Origin of the sequence: Exiguobacterium sp. s21, from assembly GCF_018617975.1 — a bacterium.
GTDB classification, from domain to species: Bacteria; Bacillota; Bacilli; order Exiguobacteriales; family Exiguobacteriaceae; genus Exiguobacterium; species Exiguobacterium mexicanum_A.
In genome coordinates this window covers 92,971-107,679 of the sequence record NZ_JACSLF010000011.1, presented here as the reverse complement: position 1 = coordinate 107,679, position 14,709 = coordinate 92,971, and the positions used below count along the sequence as shown (strand labels likewise).

General features: G+C 50.6%; 11 protein-coding genes and 14 tRNA genes. 23 read left to right on the top strand and 2 right to left on the bottom strand.

Annotated elements, in window-relative coordinates; all coding sequences use genetic code 11:
• The first annotated feature begins 14 nt into the window (after positions 1 to 14).
• The 13 genes from KNP06_RS12415 (at position 15) to KNP06_RS12355 (ending at position 1,153) form a co-directional block, all read left to right on the top strand.
• Positions 15 to 89, top strand: a tRNA-Asn gene (locus KNP06_RS12415).
• Positions 90 to 102: 13 nt separating this feature from the next.
• Positions 103 to 193, top strand: a tRNA-Ser gene (locus KNP06_RS12410).
• A gap of 19 nt (positions 194 to 212) precedes the next feature.
• Positions 213 to 287: transfer RNA gene (locus KNP06_RS12405), tRNA-Glu, on the top strand.
• 18 nt (positions 288 to 305) lie between these two features.
• A tRNA-Met gene (locus KNP06_RS12400) sits at positions 306 to 379 on the top strand.
• Between the two features lie 8 nt (positions 380 to 387).
• Positions 388 to 463: transfer RNA gene (locus KNP06_RS12395), tRNA-Asp, on the top strand.
• A 27-nt stretch (positions 464 to 490) separates the two neighbouring features.
• Positions 491 to 566 (top strand) — tRNA-Phe (locus KNP06_RS12390).
• 3 nt (positions 567 to 569) lie between these two features.
• Positions 570 to 653, top strand: a tRNA-Tyr gene (locus KNP06_RS12385).
• Between the two features lie 3 nt (positions 654 to 656).
• Positions 657 to 727, top strand: a tRNA-Trp gene (locus KNP06_RS12380).
• A gap of 18 nt (positions 728 to 745) precedes the next feature.
• Positions 746 to 821: transfer RNA gene (locus tag KNP06_RS12375), tRNA-His, on the top strand.
• 6 nt (positions 822 to 827) lie between these two features.
• Positions 828 to 902: transfer RNA gene (locus tag KNP06_RS12370), tRNA-Gln, on the top strand.
• 4 nt (positions 903 to 906) lie between these two features.
• A tRNA-Gly gene (locus KNP06_RS12365) sits at positions 907 to 981 on the top strand.
• Positions 982 to 989: 8 nt separating this feature from the next.
• Positions 990 to 1,063: transfer RNA gene (locus KNP06_RS12360), tRNA-Cys, on the top strand.
• Between the two features lie 9 nt (positions 1,064 to 1,072).
• Positions 1,073 to 1,153: transfer RNA gene (locus tag KNP06_RS12355), tRNA-Leu, on the top strand.
• Between the two features lie 164 nt (positions 1,154 to 1,317).
• Here KNP06_RS12355 and KNP06_RS12350 read toward each other — a convergent pair.
• Positions 1,318 to 1,977, bottom strand: a complete 660-nt coding sequence (locus KNP06_RS12350; RefSeq protein ID WP_214712593.1) for a DUF6241 domain-containing protein — start codon at positions 1,975 to 1,977, stop codon at positions 1,318 to 1,320.
• 294 nt (positions 1,978 to 2,271) lie between these two features.
• On the opposite strand from KNP06_RS12350, the gene desA reads away from it, so the two are divergent.
• The 6 genes from desA (at position 2,272) to KNP06_RS12320 (ending at position 6,506) form a co-directional block, all read left to right on the top strand.
• Entirely contained in the window at positions 2,272 to 3,291 is a 1,020-nt protein-coding gene (gene desA, locus KNP06_RS12345; protein ID WP_034776483.1) for a Delta(5) desaturase DesA, read from the top strand.
• A gap of 225 nt (positions 3,292 to 3,516) precedes the next feature.
• Positions 3,517 to 3,587, top strand: a tRNA-Gly gene (locus KNP06_RS12340).
• Between the two features lie 78 nt (positions 3,588 to 3,665).
• Positions 3,666 to 4,814: a tRNA epoxyqueuosine(34) reductase QueG gene (gene queG, locus KNP06_RS12335; protein WP_138860337.1), complete on the top strand. Its 1,149-nt coding sequence runs from the start codon at positions 3,666 to 3,668 to the stop codon at positions 4,812 to 4,814.
• Positions 4,804 to 5,238 (top strand): methylated-DNA--[protein]-cysteine S-methyltransferase, encoded by a 435-nt coding sequence (locus tag KNP06_RS12330; protein WP_052090199.1) that lies wholly within the window; start codon positions 4,804 to 4,806, stop codon positions 5,236 to 5,238. The genes queG and KNP06_RS12330 overlap by 11 nt, the downstream gene beginning before the upstream one ends.
• A 10-nt stretch (positions 5,239 to 5,248) precedes the next feature.
• Positions 5,249 to 5,722 carry a tRNA (uridine(34)/cytosine(34)/5-carboxymethylaminomethyluridine(34)-2'-O)-methyltransferase TrmL gene (trmL, locus tag KNP06_RS12325; RefSeq protein ID WP_034776487.1) on the top strand — a complete coding sequence of 158 codons (474 nt, stop codon included), beginning with the start codon at positions 5,249 to 5,251 and terminating at the stop codon, positions 5,720 to 5,722.
• A gap of 226 nt (positions 5,723 to 5,948) precedes the next feature.
• Positions 5,949 to 6,506, top strand: a complete 558-nt coding sequence (locus tag KNP06_RS12320) for a DUF5366 family protein (protein ID WP_021066738.1) — start codon at positions 5,949 to 5,951, stop codon at positions 6,504 to 6,506.
• A 57-nt stretch (positions 6,507 to 6,563) separates the two neighbouring features.
• Here KNP06_RS12320 and KNP06_RS12315 read toward each other — a convergent pair whose 3' ends face one another.
• Positions 6,564 to 8,351 carry a transglycosylase domain-containing protein gene (locus tag KNP06_RS12315; RefSeq protein WP_251129754.1) on the bottom strand — a complete coding sequence of 596 codons (1,788 nt, stop codon included), beginning with the start codon at positions 8,349 to 8,351 and terminating at the stop codon, positions 6,564 to 6,566.
• 152 nt (positions 8,352 to 8,503) lie between these two features.
• Between KNP06_RS12315 and KNP06_RS12310 the strand changes: the two genes are divergently transcribed.
• The 4 genes from KNP06_RS12310 to KNP06_RS12295 are packed head-to-tail and all read left to right on the top strand — an operon-like array spanning position 8,504 to position 14,699.
• A complete protein-coding gene (locus KNP06_RS12310; RefSeq protein WP_114166439.1) occupies positions 8,504 to 9,658 on the top strand; it encodes a glucose-1-phosphate adenylyltransferase in 1,155 nt (384 codons plus the stop codon).
• A gap of 34 nt (positions 9,659 to 9,692) precedes the next feature.
• Positions 9,693 to 10,793: a glucose-1-phosphate adenylyltransferase subunit GlgD gene (glgD, locus tag KNP06_RS12305; protein ID WP_214712591.1), complete on the top strand. Its 1,101-nt coding sequence runs from the start codon at positions 9,693 to 9,695 to the stop codon at positions 10,791 to 10,793.
• Between the two features lie 11 nt (positions 10,794 to 10,804).
• Complete coding sequence (gene glgA / locus KNP06_RS12300; protein WP_214712590.1) at positions 10,805 to 12,244, top strand: glycogen synthase GlgA; 1,440 nt, start codon at positions 10,805 to 10,807, stop codon at positions 12,242 to 12,244.
• 22 nt (positions 12,245 to 12,266) lie between these two features.
• Positions 12,267 to 14,699: a glycogen/starch/alpha-glucan phosphorylase gene (locus tag KNP06_RS12295; RefSeq protein ID WP_214712589.1), complete on the top strand. Its 2,433-nt coding sequence runs from the start codon at positions 12,267 to 12,269 to the stop codon at positions 14,697 to 14,699.
• The last annotated feature ends 10 nt before the right edge of the window (positions 14,700 to 14,709 follow it).

Below are 14,709 nucleotides of genomic sequence, written 5' to 3'. Positions count from 1 at the left end.
CCAGGCAAGATCGTTCCGCAATAGCTCAGTGGTAGAGCAACCGGCTGTTAACCGGTAGGTCGTAGGTTCAAATCCTACTTGCGGAGCCACTTTTCTCTTTTTGGAGAGCTGTCCGAGTGGCCGAAGGAGCACGATTGGAATTCGTGTAGGCGGCAAAACCGTCTCAAGGGTTCGAATCCCTTGCTCTCCGCCAGTTTTTCAATCCAAGATATGGCCCGTTGGTCAAGCGGTTAAGACACCGCCCTTTCACGGCGGTAACACGGGTTCGAATCCCGTACGGGTCACCATTTAAAGTTTTATATCGTCGCGGGGTGGAGCAGTCTGGTAGCTCGTCGGGCTCATAACCCGAAGGTCGTTGGTTCAAATCCAGCCCCCGCAATTATCAGTGGTCCTGTGGTGTAGTGGTTAACATGCCTGCCTGTCACGCAGGAGATCGCGGGTTCGAATCCCGTCAGGACCGCCATTTTTTTAATTAAATTACTACATACATGGCTTTGTAGCTCAGTTGGTAGAGCAAAGGACTGAAAATCCTTGTGTCGGCGGTTCGATTCCGTCCAAAGCCACCATGTGGGGGGGTAGCGAAGTGGCTAAACGCGGCGGACTGTAAATCCGCTCCCTTGGGTTCGGCGGTTCGAATCCGCCCCCCCCCACCACTTAGGGGCATAGTTTAGCGGTAGAACTACGGTCTCCAAAACCGTCAGCGCGGGTTCGATTCCTGCTGCCCCTGCTTCTTAATATCATTATGGCGATTGTGGCGAAGTGGTTAACGCACCGGATTGTGATTCCGGCATTCGAGGGTTCAATTCCCTTCAGTCGCCCCATTTTATTGGGCTGTAGCCAAGTGGTAAGGCATCGGATTTTGATTCCGACATGCGTAGGTTCGATCCCTTCCAGCCCAGCCATTATGCGGAAGTAGTTCAGTGGTAGAATACGACCTTGCCAAGGTCGGGGTCGCGGGTTCGAATCCCGTCTTCCGCTCCATTCAATTTGGCGCCATAGCCAAGTGGTAAGGCAGAGGACTGCAACTCCTCTATCGTCGGTTCGATTCCGACTGGCGCCTCCAACATAATATGCCGGTGTGGCGGAATTGGTAGACGCGCACGACTCAAAATCGTGTTCCTCTGGAGTGTCGGTTCGACTCCGACCACCGGTATCCGTAGATCCTAGCTGAGGCTAGGGTCTTTTTTTGTGTATCTAAAACCAAGAAGAATGGAGAGAGGGAAACGACGCATAAAGAATAGGGCAGAAGTGTTAAGAAGCTGAACTATGAAAGGTACACTCGTGTTAGAGCTTTTTGCATCAATCAAAAAAGAATCATCATTGAGATGATTCTTTATATGACGTGTACGTCGTTTCTTCCAACGTGTTCAAGTATTCAGGTCCGAAGTTGTTCAAAATAAAGAGTTCTTCTTCATTCTTGGTAGCTAATCCATTCGAGAACCCTCTACTCGCTTGGAGGAAGTGCAACAAACGATCTTGTTCCTTGTCTGCTTGAGAGAAGTCACCTTGCGACCAGTGATCGAGCATCGTTTTCAATTCCGAGTACATACTGTCACCAATTTTGAATTTAGTTTTTAGGAGCTCCAAATAGTCAGCGGACTGTTGTATATTGTCTGGGGTCATCGGAATCGCTCCCCATTTGGAACGGGCCGATATTTTTTGATGTGTCATCAAGTGCATATTTTTAATCAATCCAGTTCGGCTCGGTTTCTCTTCATTGAAGGAGACCTCCAATTCAACACGCGTCTTTGCGGTGGAGTTGCCTCTCCGATCTAATGGGTCTTCTTTAGAAACTTCGATTTGTAACTCTTTGACTCGCTTTGCATATTTGTCATCAAGGTCTTTATTTTCGACGCCTTGACTCAAATTTTTATAGAACGTATAGCTGACAAAGAAGACTGGGATAAGCAAGATAAAGACGCTCGCCATGATGATCAATCGCTTAGGTGTGATCAAATTTTTTATTTTCTGAAACAATAACATTTCCTCCTATCTCTACATAATTGGAGTCTAACACACTTTATATATTAATAGTTCCATATAAGGAATTTTAATGGGAATTATTGAGACTGAAATAATAATTGATTCAATTACTGTTATGGAATGAACGATTTATTCTATATGATGTGATATAATTACCTGGTAATAATATTTTTATGACAAATTGATTCTTATGGCGATGGATGCCGTCGTCACTATCATAGTGTGGTTGGTTTCATATTTCATTTTTGTTGTCGTCAACGCTGTATGCAATTGAGGAGGAAGTTGTACATGAGTAAAGAAAAAATCGCCCAGCTCCGGAAACACGTCTCGCCGTTTGAAAAGGCCGATGTGAAGAAGAGCGTCCGGCAGATGATCAACACGATCCTGCCGTTTCTTGCCGCCTGGATCCTTGCCTATCAGGCGCTCCAAATTTCGGTCTTCTTGACCATCCCGCTCGCCATCGTGGCAGCAGGCTTCGTCGTCCGGATGTTCATCATTTTCCACGACTGCACGCACGGTTCGTTTTTCAAAAATAAGAAAGCGAACGCCATCGTCGGAACGATCATGGGTATCTTGACGTTATTCCCGTATGAGAAGTGGAAACGAGAGCATTCGATTCACCATGCCTCGAGTGGGAATTTAGATAAGCGGGGAGTTGGTGACATTTGGGTCATGACAATCGAAGAATACGTCGAAGCTTCGAAGTGGACTCGTCTCCAATATCGTCTCTATCGTAACCCGCTCGTCATGTTCGGCCTTGGACCTTTGTTCCTGATCCTTATCACGAGCCGCTTCAACCGGAAAGACGCACGTAAGAAAGAGCGCAACAACACGTATCTCATCAACTTGTCTCTCGTCGTGCTCTACGCACTCGTCATCGCGCTCGTCGGATGGAAAGCATTCTTGATCGTTCAAGGAACGACGATGTTCACGGCAGGTGTCCTCGGGATTTGGTTGTTCTATGTCCAACATACGTTCGAAGACTCGTATTTCGAGGACGAGAGCGAATGGGATTATGTGAAAGCAGCAATTGAAGGGAGCTCGTATTACGAGTTGCCTAAAGTGTTGCAGTGGGTGACAGGAAACATTGGTTTCCATCACGTGCATCACTTGAGCCCACGAGTACCGAACTATAACCTTGAACAAGCCCATACGGCGACACCGCCGCTCCAGAAAGCGACGACGATTGGTCTGTTCTCTAGTTTGAAATCGCTGCGCTATAAGCTATATGATGCTAAAAATAAGACGTTCGTCACGTTCCGAGATATTAAACATTTGCTTCGGGAACCAAAAACATCGTCATTGTAATAGAACATCCTGCCGACAGAGTCGGCAGGATATTTTTATACCGCGACGTTTATCTTATAGTGAGATATGGTTTGAAGAAGAGAGATAAGGGAATTATATGTATTCATACACCATAAGTATAGATTTCATAAGCTATCAAATAAATTTCTTCAAAAGTATTGACTTCCTAAAGGTATAGATGTATATTGATTGTAGTCGCTTTTACAGACGACTCATTTGAACCATGCGGGTGTAGTTTAATGGTAAAACCTCAGCCTTCCAAGCTGATGACGAGAGTTCGATTCTCTTCACCCGCTTCATCATCTCTCTGCCGACTGGCGGGGAGATTTTTTGTATGCGAAAATAGACACGAAAGAGGTGATTCGATGAACGGGATGGACCCGGAGACACTCAAACAGAAGATTGTAGCATATGCGACGACGATCGGGATTGACGAGTTGAAAGTGACGACCGCCGACCCGTTCATCGTCATGAAGCAACGTCTCGTGAAGCAGCAAGAGAAGGGATTCGCCTCGGGGTTCGAGGAGCCTGACTTGGACAAACGGACGACGCCGACGCTGTTGCTCGACGAAGCGCAGTCGATCATCGCCATCGCCATCGCGTATCCGAGCAAATTGAAAGATGCGCCGCGAAGTGTTGCCGATGAACGACGGGGCTTGTTCGCCCGGGCATCGTGGGGGCTCGACTACCATCGCGCCGTCGGCTCAAGGCTCGAGCAGCTGCAAGCGTATATTGAACAGCTCGTCCCGGGCGTCCGGACACGCTCGATGGTCGACACGGGAGAACTCGTCGACCGTGCCGTCGCCGAACGGGCCGGAATCGGCTTCAGCGGCAAGAACTGTTCCATCATTTCGCCCGAGAAGGGGTCGTACCTTTATTTAGGGGAGATGATCCTGGACACATACTTACCACCGGACGAGATGATTGAGGACGGCTGTGGCGAGTGTACGAAATGTATGACGGCTTGTCCGACGACGGCACTCATCGAACCAGGTGTTCTCGATGCCAAACGTTGTATCGCCTATTTGACGCAAATGAAGACACTTATGCCACGCGAGTTTCGTTCGAAGCTCGGTGGGCGGCTTTACGGTTGCGACACGTGCCAACAAGTCTGTCCGTATAATCGGAAAAAAGATTGGCGCCATCATGAGGAACTGCTTCCTGAAGCTGAAATCGTCAAACCGTTGCTCGTCCCGTTACTGAACTTGAGCAATCGGGAGTTCAAAGCGAAGTTTGGCCATCTGTCTGGCGCATGGCGCGGCAAAAAGCCGATTCAGCGAAATGCGATTTTAGCGTTGGCCCATTATCGGGAACCCTCGGCCGTGCCGGTGCTCGAAGATTTTATTCGACAAGATGAGCGCGAAGACATGCGGGCGACGGCCGTCTGGGCGATTGGTGCGATTCTCGGAGCCGAAGCCGAGACGATTTATCGACAAATCGAGTCGACGGAGACGTCTGAGCTCGTACATGAAGAGATTCGATTGTTCCGAGAGGAGTGGGACCGTGAAGACCGTGTCATCTAAATGGGGTACATTGGCGTATGAATTGAACGCGCAAGGGAAGCTATGCGCGTTAGACTTTGCGGAGACGGAAGCAGATGACGGATCGGCGCCGAGTTGGCTGACCGACCTGATTGAACGCGTGGAGCAAAATGGACTTCAACCGTCTGACCGCGAGTGGATCGAGATGAAGGGGACCGTCTTCCAACAAGAAGTATGGGACGCGTTATTGACGATCCCATTCGGGGAAACGCGTTCGTATAAACAAATCGCTGAACAAATCGGCCGCCCGAAAGCGGTTCGGGCGGTCGGCCAGGCGCTGAACCGCAATCCGTTGCCCGTCATTTTCCCATGCCATCGCGTCGTCGGCAGCGGAGGGCAACTGACCGGGTTCGGAGGCGGCCTTCATCAAAAACAACGATTACTTGATCTCGAACAAGTGAAGTGAGGAGTAGATTATGGCAATCCATGTAGTAATGTTCCAACCAGAAATCCCGGCAAATACGGGTAACGTCTCGCGCACATGTGCGGCGACGAATTCCGTGCTCCATTTGATTCGTCCGTTAGGTTTCTCGACGGACGACAAAATGCTCAAACGGGCCGGGCTCGACTATTGGCAATTCGTCGACGTCCGTTATCACGATTCGCTCGATGAACTGTGGGCCAAACACCCGGACGGAGAGTTCTTCTACATTACCAAGTATGGGGAACAGTACCCAAGTGACCTCGATGTGTCTGCGGTCGATAAAGACTATTTCTTTGTCTTCGGACGCGAGACGAAAGGGTTGCCGATGGAAGTGATCGAGGACAACCTCGACCGCTGCATCCGTTTACCCCAATCGAACCTCGTTCGGTCGCTCAACGTCTCAAACACGGCGGCCATCATCGTTTATGAGGCGCTCCGTCAACAAGGATATGCTGGATTGAAATAAAAAAAAAGCCGGATTCGTGAGAATCTCGGCTCTTATTGATTACCTTCAGGTTTTCTGTTGTATCCAGCTGTGAAGATAGCTGCGAGGAAGACGACGCTGATTCCGACCATTAGTAACAAACCCATCTAAAAATCCCCCTTTTGTTCTCCGTGACTACGAATATTATAATATACTTGATAATAGATTTGCACTGAATATAAGAAATTCTTGTGAAATTGGAGCCGATATGAAAACAAACGTGTACTTGTTAAGCTATGCCCCGTTGATTGGGATCATTCTATTCTCGATGTCGCTCGCCATTGCCACGAGTGAGTATGTGATTCAATGGCTGACGCGTGTCGGCGTGTACAGCGAAATCATCGCCTTGTTGTCCGTCCAAGAGTCGAAAGTGCTCGTGCTCGTCGTGTTCTTTACCATTTACTTTATGCTGTTCAGCGCCTTCAAGCTCGTCGCCGATACGTTCAACCAACTCGGATTCGCATTCTTTGCGCGTGAGACGAACGGTAGCTCGTTGCATCGGTTGAAGCCAGGGGCGACGATTTTTCTCGTCGGCTCAGGGATTAGCTTCTTGTTTTTAAATTCGTTGCTTGCCGTCATTGCGGTACTGCTCGGCACGTTCGTTCTCTATTTGTTCTATTACATATGGCAAGTCAGCCAGTTGATGTCGACGTTTCGTGCCATCGGTCTACTGTTAATTCAAGCGATGATGTGGGCGATTCTTTTGAGCGGCCTCGCTTGGGCCATGCTCCGCTTGTTTAACTCGGTCGGGGATATCATTTTATGATGATATAAGCTGAATCGACGACCATAAAAAGCCAGGGACAATGCCGTCCCTGGCTTTTTAGCGATGTGCTTCCGTCCAAATGATGGCAGGATAGGCCCGATTGGCGAGTTCCGGGAACGGCCGCGGGGTATCGGCACCGAGCCAAATAGCCGTGATTGTCTCATCGGTCAAGCCGACGTACCACATGTCCTTATGCGAGTTCGTCGTACCGGTCTTGCCGCCGACATAAGGACGTTTGATTTGACCGGCATACCGTCCGGTCCCGTACGTCGTGACGGCGGACAACGCCTCGCGCATCGTCGCGACGGTCGCTTTCGACCAGACAGCCTGTTTTGTCACGCCTGGCGTGAGCGTTGGGGCTCCCGACTCGAAACGAATCTGTTTGATGGTTTGACCTGACACGTACACCCCTTGATTTAAGAACGGCGTATAGGCGGCGGCGAGTTCTTTCGGTGACACACCTTGGGTCAATCCGCCGAGCGCACTGGCCAGGCTGTTATCCGTTTTAGCATCCCATTGGCTGAACATTAGGTCGGCCGTGGCGAACGCCGTTTCCTGGTCAATCGCGGTGAAGGCAGCGAGCGCCGGCGTGTTGTAAGAATACGCGACCGTATCACGGAACGATACATCGCCGAGGACGCGATTGCCGCTGTTCGTCGGACAATAGGTTCCGTAACAGACCGGCCGGCCGTCAAGGATCGTATCGAGTTTCGCACCGGTCTCTTCGATGAAAGGCGCGAAGACGAGGACCGGCTTGATGGCCGAGCCGGGTTGACGGAACGCTTGCGTGGCCCGGTTGAATTCGCCGCTTCGGGTCATCTCTGAATCCACGAGAGCGATGATTCGGCCTTTCGGCGTCACTTCGGCATAGCCGCCGTTTAGACCGGTCGGCAGCTTCGTCATGACTTGTTTTGCTTGCTTCTGCCGAGCTACGGACAGGTAGGTGTCAATTGTAGCTTGGTTGGTCGCTAAATAGTCTTTGGCAGCTTCTTCATCAAGGTCATAGCGTGAGCGGACGAGTCGGACCGCTTCTTTCATGACCGCATCCATATAATCGGGATAACGGACGACATGCTGGCGATAGGTAGCCTTCAGCTTCACACCGTGGTATGTCTCGTAAGCTTGCTTCGATAGAACGCCGGCATCCCGAAGTTGAGTGAGGATTCGGTCTTTTCGTTCGTAAAACCTAGCCGATGGTTCGAGCGGGTCATATAAAGACGGATTGTTCGGAACGGTCAATAAGTAGGCGATTTGATTCCAGTTCAAATCTTCGAGTGAACGATCGAAGTACGTATCGGCCGCTGCCTGGATGCCATAAACGTTATGGCCAAAGAAAATGACGTTGCTGTAAGCAGTCATAATTTCTTTTTTGCTATATTGTTTTTCGAGCGCCCGAGCAAGCAATAATTCTTTCACTTTTCGCTCATACGTTCGTTCGTGCGTCAAATAGACGTTACGAGCCAGCTGTTGCGTGATTGTGCTCCCGCCCTGTAAGGAAGATTCATTAGCGTTGTGAATGAACGCCCGGGCGATTCCGCCGAGATCGTATCCTGGATGGGCGTTGAACTTACGATCTTCGATGACCATGATTGCTTCGCGGATATGAAGCGGGAAGCGAGCGATGGAGACGTCATCTCGTCGGCCGTTTAAATAAAGCTGTTCTGTCCCGCCTTTATACGTCAATGTGACGGCATGCTTCGAAGCGAGCGGGGCCGCATCGACCGTCTTTTCGCCCCACATCAAAATCTGCTTCGTCTGTTCAATCTCTTCTTTCAACGCCCCGCTGATTGCCAGACCGGTGGCTAGCAAACCGGCAAAAAATAGTGTCCCAATCCACGCTCGCATCGTCTCACCTCTCTCTATATTCATTATATCGTCAATCTTTAGATAAAATTCAAAATGTAAACGTTATCATATAATAATTTGAGCAGGAATACATTAGGAAATAGAGAAAGAGGGTAATAGATGATTATATTATGAATTTAGGAGGCTGTACTATGAAGCAAGAAATGGTTGCGATGCTCCTCGCAGGAGGAGAAGGGAAACGACTCGGGCCTCTCACACGGAAGACAGCGAAGCCTGCTGTCCATTTCGGAGGGAAGTACCGAATCATCGATTTTCCATTATCGAACTGTACCAATTCGGGAATTACGACGGTGGGAGTGTTGACACAATACGAACCGCTTGAATTGAACCGCTACCTAGGCATCGGGTCGGCCTGGGACTTGGACCGCCGCAATGGAGGCTTGGCCATCTTGCCGCCATACCAAGCGCAATCGGGTAAAAATTGGTACGAAGGTACGGCCAATGCGATTTATCGGAACTTGAGCTACATCGACGATTATGATCCGGAGTATGTGTTGATCCTGTCGGGGGACCACATTTACAAGATGGATTACGAGAAGATGCTCGATTTCCATAAAGAGAAGCAAGCAGACGTCACCATCTCAGTCATGGAAGTCCCTTGGGACGAGGCACCTCGTTTCGGAATCTTGAACACAAGCGATGACCTTCGCATTAAAGAGTTTGAAGAGAAGCCGGAGAAACCGAAGAGCAACTTGGCTTCGATGGGAATCTATATCTTCAACTGGAAAGTGCTACGGGAGCACTTGATCCAAGATGCGGAAGACGAGACATCAAGCTTCGACTTCGGGAAAAATATCATTCCGAACACGCTCCTCGACGGTTTAGACGTGTTTGCGTATAAATTTAAAGGCTACTGGAAAGACGTCGGGACGATTCAATCGCTTTGGGAAGCCAACATGGACTTGCTCGAAGAAGATCCGCCGTTCGACCTCTATGATCCGGACTTTAAAATCTACTCGGTCAACCCGAACCAGACACCTCAGTTCATCGGCAAAGATGCATGCGTTGAACAGTCGGTCATCAATGAAGGATGTCGAATCGAAGGCGAAGTCCAACATTCAGTCTTGTTCTATGACGTGCGCGTCGGTGAAGGGTCGCTCGTCAAAGACTCGGTCATCATGCCGGGAGCACGAATCGGAAAAGATGTAACCATTCACAGAGCCATCGTCGCGAGCTGTGCCGTCATTGAGGACGGGGCGACTGTCGGCGAGCCGGGTGGTGAGATCGTTGTCATTGAACCACACGAAAATATCGAGAGCGGCACAGTCTTCAAACAACGTGCTTGATTTAAAAAAAGACCGACGCAAGGAGGCGTTACTGTTGACGAATGATTTGTTAGGGGTCATCAACTTAGGGACCGAAGAGGGCTTGTTTCCAGAGTTCACGGGGCATCGCAATTTAGCGGCTGTCCCGTTCTCTGGGCGTTATCGCCTGATTGATTTTACATTGACGAACATGATTACCCAAGGCATCAGCCAAGTGGGTATTTTCACGCTCGATAAGTATCGCTCGCTCATGGACCACTTGGGTTCAGGGAAAGAATGGGATTTGGACCGTTCGCAAGGGGGGCTACACATCTTCCCGCCGGCGCTCAAGCCCGACGGGGAAGCGTACCTCGGCGACTTGGCCAACTTCTCGATGCACCGCGAACACTTCGTACGCAGCAAACAGCCGTACGTCGTGATTACCGGATCGAACGTGTTGACGACGATCGACTTCCAAGACATGCTCGACCATCATAAATCGATGGGTGCGGACATCACACTCGGTTATGCCGCTCACGAACAAAAATGCGGGTATTGCCGCCCAATCCGTCTCGGTGAAAACGACCGTGTCGTCGGTATCGGTGAGCGCGGATACAGCCCGGACGATGAGTACACGTATACCGAGACGATTATCATGTCGAAGAATTTGTTCCTTCGTCTCGTCGACGAAGCGACGTCAAAAGGCGAGTACGACTTGCTTGACGGGGTCATCCGTCCGCAGCTTCACCGTCTGCACGTGCATGGTTATCACTATACTGGCAAAATGCAGGTGATTCATTCTGTCCTTTCATACTATAATGAAAGTATGCGCTTACTTCGTCAGGAAGGAATCATTTATGACTTCCCGCATATCTATACGAAGATCAAACATGAGCCGCCGACCCGTTATTTGAAAGGGTCGAAAGTGAATGAGGCGCTCGTCGCAAACGGCTGTAAAATCAGCGGAGAAGTTCAAAACAGCATTCTCTTCCGCGGTGTCGTCGTCAGTGAGCATGCCCGTGTTAAAAACTCAATCATTTTATCTAAGTCGATTATCGAGGAAGGCGCTGTCGTCGAGAACGCCATTTTAGATAAAGAAGTGGTCGTCAAACGGGGACAAGTCATTCGAGGTACGATCGACGAACCGATCGTCATCGGAAAACGGACAACGGTGTAAAGGGGGATATTATGAAAATATGGTATGTCGCTTCAGAAGCCGCACCGTTCATGAAAACGGGGGGGCTTGCCGATGTCATCGGCTCGCTCCCTCAAGCGGTGTCTGGACTCGGTGAAGAGGTGAGTGTCATCATGCCGAAGTATGGCGCGATCGCTCAGGAATATGTGGACGAGATGGAGTACATGTTCGACCTGATCGTCCCGGTCGGATGGCGCAAACAGTTCGGTGCCGTCCTCAAACTTGAACGAGATGAGATCACATACTACTTTATCGACAACGAATATTACTTCAAACGGGAAGGCGTGCTCTATGGCCATTACGATGATGCCGAGCGCTTCGCATTCTTCTCACGTGCCGTTCTCGAGATGATCGGAAAGCTCGAAGCGGAAGAGGTGCCCGACGTGCTCCACTGCCATGATTGGCAGACCGGTGTCGTCCCAGCCTTCTTGCGGATTCATTATCAACACCTCGAGGCGTATCAACGCATCCGTACCGTATTCACCATCCATAACCTGCAATATCAGGGCATCTTCCCAGAAGCGGTCCTCGGCGAGCTGTTACAGTTTGGTCCGGAGCACTTCACGGCGGAAGGGATTCAACATAACGGTCTCGTCAACTACATGAAGGCCGGCATTGTCCACTCCGATCAAATCACAACGGTCAGTCCGTCGTATCGCGACGAGATTATGGAACCGTACTACGGGGAAGGACTCGACGCGGCGCTTCGATACCGGTCAGTTGACGTCCGGGGCATTTTGAACGGCCTTGATTTGGCGACGAACGACCCGAGCACGGACAAGCGCATCGCGCAAACGTATGACCTCGATACGGTGAAGGAAGGGAAGCTCGTCAACAAGCGCGTCCTGCAAGAGCGGTTTGGTCTCGAAGTACGTGACGACATCATGTTGATTGGCTTTGTCAGTCGACTCGTCGAGCAAAAAGGGCTCGATTTGATCGAAGCCGTGAGTGAAGAGCTCGGAAACTTGGACTGTCAGTTCGTCTTCCTCGGATCGGGTCAACCCGAATACGAGGGCATCGTTCACGAGATGACGGCGACGCATCCAGGCAAGGTCGGGTCGTATATCGGCTTCGACATTGAACTCGCACACTTGATTTACGCGGGATCGGATGCATTCCTCATGCCGTCGCGCTTTGAGCCGTGCGGTCTGAGCCAACTTATCTCGATGCGCTATGGGACGCTCCCGATCGTCCGCGAGACGGGGGGGTTACGCGACACGGTCAAGCCGTATAATGAGTACACACAAGAGGGTACGGGATTTGGTTTCTTGAATTACAACGCCCACGAGATGCTCGCGACGATTGAGAAATCGATTCGTGTCTTCTACGACGACAACAATTGGAACGCGCTCGTCCATCAAGCGATGACCGCGGACTTCAGCTGGAAACAATCTGCAAAGCAATACCGTGAGTTGTATCACCTATTCGCATGACTGGAAGGAGTTTTACACACATATGTTTACAGATAAACAGAGCTTCGTCACTTCATTTCAAGAGAGATTCGTCGCATTAAACGGGAAGTCGTTTGATGAAGGGACCGAGCAGGAAGTGTATCAAACGTTGGCAACGATAGTGCGCGAACAGGCGATCCCGAAATGGATCAACACCCGCGACAAGCACGAAGAAAAACAGAGTAAACAAGTCATTTATTTCTCACTTGAATTTTTACTCGGCCGTTTTCTGTATAACAACCTGCTCAGCATGGACGTCTTAGAAGTCGTTCAAGAGGGGTTAGACGAACTTGGTTTCAACTTCACCGACATCACGGAATATGAACCGGAACCGGGTCTCGGGAATGGCGGGCTTGGTCGTTTGGCGGCATGTTTCCTCGATTCACTCGCCGCGCTCAGCCTGCCTGGGCACGGGAACGGGATTCGTTACCGTTACGGCTTGTTCAAACAAAAGATCGTCGACGGCTATCAAGTCGAGTTGCCGGACAACTGGCTCCGTGATGGCAACATGTGGGAGACACGCCGGACTGACCGAGCTGTCGACGTCAATTTCGGCGGTTGGATCGAGATGCGACAAATTGGGGACCGGCTTCGCGTCGTCCACCATCCGGATGAAGTCGTCCGAGCCGTGCCTTACGACATGCCGATCATCGGCTACAAAAACGATGTTGTCAATACGCTCCGTCTTTGGAACGCCGAGTCACCGTTTGATGACGAGGAGTACATGGAACGGACGAAAGGTTCGTACAAAGACTTGCTCAAATACAAGCAGTCGATTGCGACCATCTCTGAGTTCCTCTACCCGGACGATACGACATATGAAGGAAAAGTGTTGCGCTTGAAGCAACAGTACTTTTTCGTTTCGGCGGGCGTTCAGTCAATGATTGCGTCTTACTTACGTCATAATAAATCATTGAAGCACTTAGGCGACCATTACGCCGTCCACATCAATGACACGCATCCGGTCGTGGCCATCCCCGAACTCATGCGCATCTTGATGGACGACCACGGTTACGGATGGGATGAGGCTTGGCGTGTGACGAAGAGCGTCATGTCATTCACGAACCACACGCTTCTCGCCGAGGCACTCGAGAAGTGGCCGGTCGAGATGTATGAACGGCTATTGCCGCGCATCTATCAAATTATCACGGAAATCAATCGTCGCTTCTGTAAAGATGTGCTCGTCAACTATCCACATCTCGAGCCGCACATGGGCGAGATTGCGATCGTGTCGAACCAACACATCAATATGGCGAACCTTGCCGTCGTCGGCTCGCACTCGACGAACGGGGTCGCCCGCATCCATACCGATATTTTGAAGCAACGTGAGATGCGTCATTTGTATGAGATGTTCCCGCTGCGCTTCAACAACAAGACGAACGGGATCACGCATCGTCGCTGGCTCCTCAAGTCAAATCCGCGACTCTCGAACTTGATCACCGATGCGATCGGTTCGTCATGGATCGAACACCCGAACGATCTTGAGAAGTTGATGGACGTGTCAAAAGACGCGAGCTTCCAAGAGCAAGTCATGAACGTGAAGCAACAGAACAAACTTGACCTCGCCGGCTACATTCAAGCAGAGACGGGCATCGCCGTCGACCCGGAGTCGATTTTTGACGTTCAAGTCAAGCGGCTCCACGCTTATAAACGTCAATTGATGGACGCGATGCATATCCACGCGCTCTATCAGAAGATTCAAGCGGACCCGACGTTCACGATGGTGCCACGGACATTCATCTTCGGTGCGAAGGCGGCGCCGGGCTACTATTACGCGAAAGAAGTCATTCGCTATATCAACGCGCTCGCGGCCATGATCAACAACGATAAGCGGGCGAGCCGCTTCATCAAGATCGTCTTCCTCGAGAACTACCGCGTCTCGATGGCGGAGCGAATCTTCCCAGGTTCGGATTTGAGTGAACAGATTTCGACGGCGAGCTACGAGGCGTCAGGTACCGGCAACATGAAGTTCATGATGAACGGTGCGCTTACAATCGGGACGCTCGACGGGGCCAATATCGAGATTCGCGATGCGGTCGGGGACGATCACATCTTCATCTTCGGATTGACACCGCAAGAAGTCATGAACTACAAGAAGTTCGGCGGTTATCATGCGGCCGACATCTACCATGCGAACACGGAAGTGCGTAATGTCGTCGACGCCCTCGTCAACGGAACGTTCGACAAGGTCGGAGAATACCAATTCCAAGCCATCTTCGACTCGCTTCTCGTCTATAATGACGATTTCCTCGTGTTGAAAGATTTCGCGTCTTACATGCAGGCGCAACGACGCGTCGACGAGGTGTTCTCGGACAAAGCACGCTGGGCCGAGAGTTCAATCGTCAACACGGCCAAATCGGGAATCTTCTCGAGTGACCGGACGATCACGGAATACGCGAACGCCGTCTGGAACATCAAACCGACGAGCGTGAAATAAAAAAAGCGAT

Excerpts from the sequence above, each read along its gene's own strand:
- desA (WP_034776483.1), top strand. The coding sequence starts at position 2,272 with ATGAGTAAAGAAAAAATCGCCCAGCTCCGGAAACACGTCTCGCCGTTT.
- queG (WP_138860337.1), top strand. The coding sequence starts at position 3,666 with ATGGACCCGGAGACACTCAAACAGAAGATTGTAGCATATGCGACGACG.
- trmL (WP_034776487.1), top strand. The coding sequence starts at position 5,249 with ATGGCAATCCATGTAGTAATGTTCCAACCAGAAATCCCGGCAAATACG.
- KNP06_RS12320 (WP_021066738.1), top strand. The coding sequence starts at position 5,949 with ATGAAAACAAACGTGTACTTGTTAAGCTATGCCCCGTTGATTGGGATC.
- KNP06_RS12315 (WP_251129754.1), bottom strand. The coding sequence starts at position 8,351 with ATGCGAGCGTGGATTGGGACACTATTTTTTGCCGGTTTGCTAGCCACC.
- KNP06_RS12310 (WP_114166439.1), top strand. The coding sequence starts at position 8,504 with ATGAAGCAAGAAATGGTTGCGATGCTCCTCGCAGGAGGAGAAGGGAAA.
- glgA (WP_214712590.1), top strand. The coding sequence starts at position 10,805 with ATGAAAATATGGTATGTCGCTTCAGAAGCCGCACCGTTCATGAAAACG.
- KNP06_RS12295 (WP_214712589.1), top strand. The coding sequence starts at position 12,267 with ATGTTTACAGATAAACAGAGCTTCGTCACTTCATTTCAAGAGAGATTC.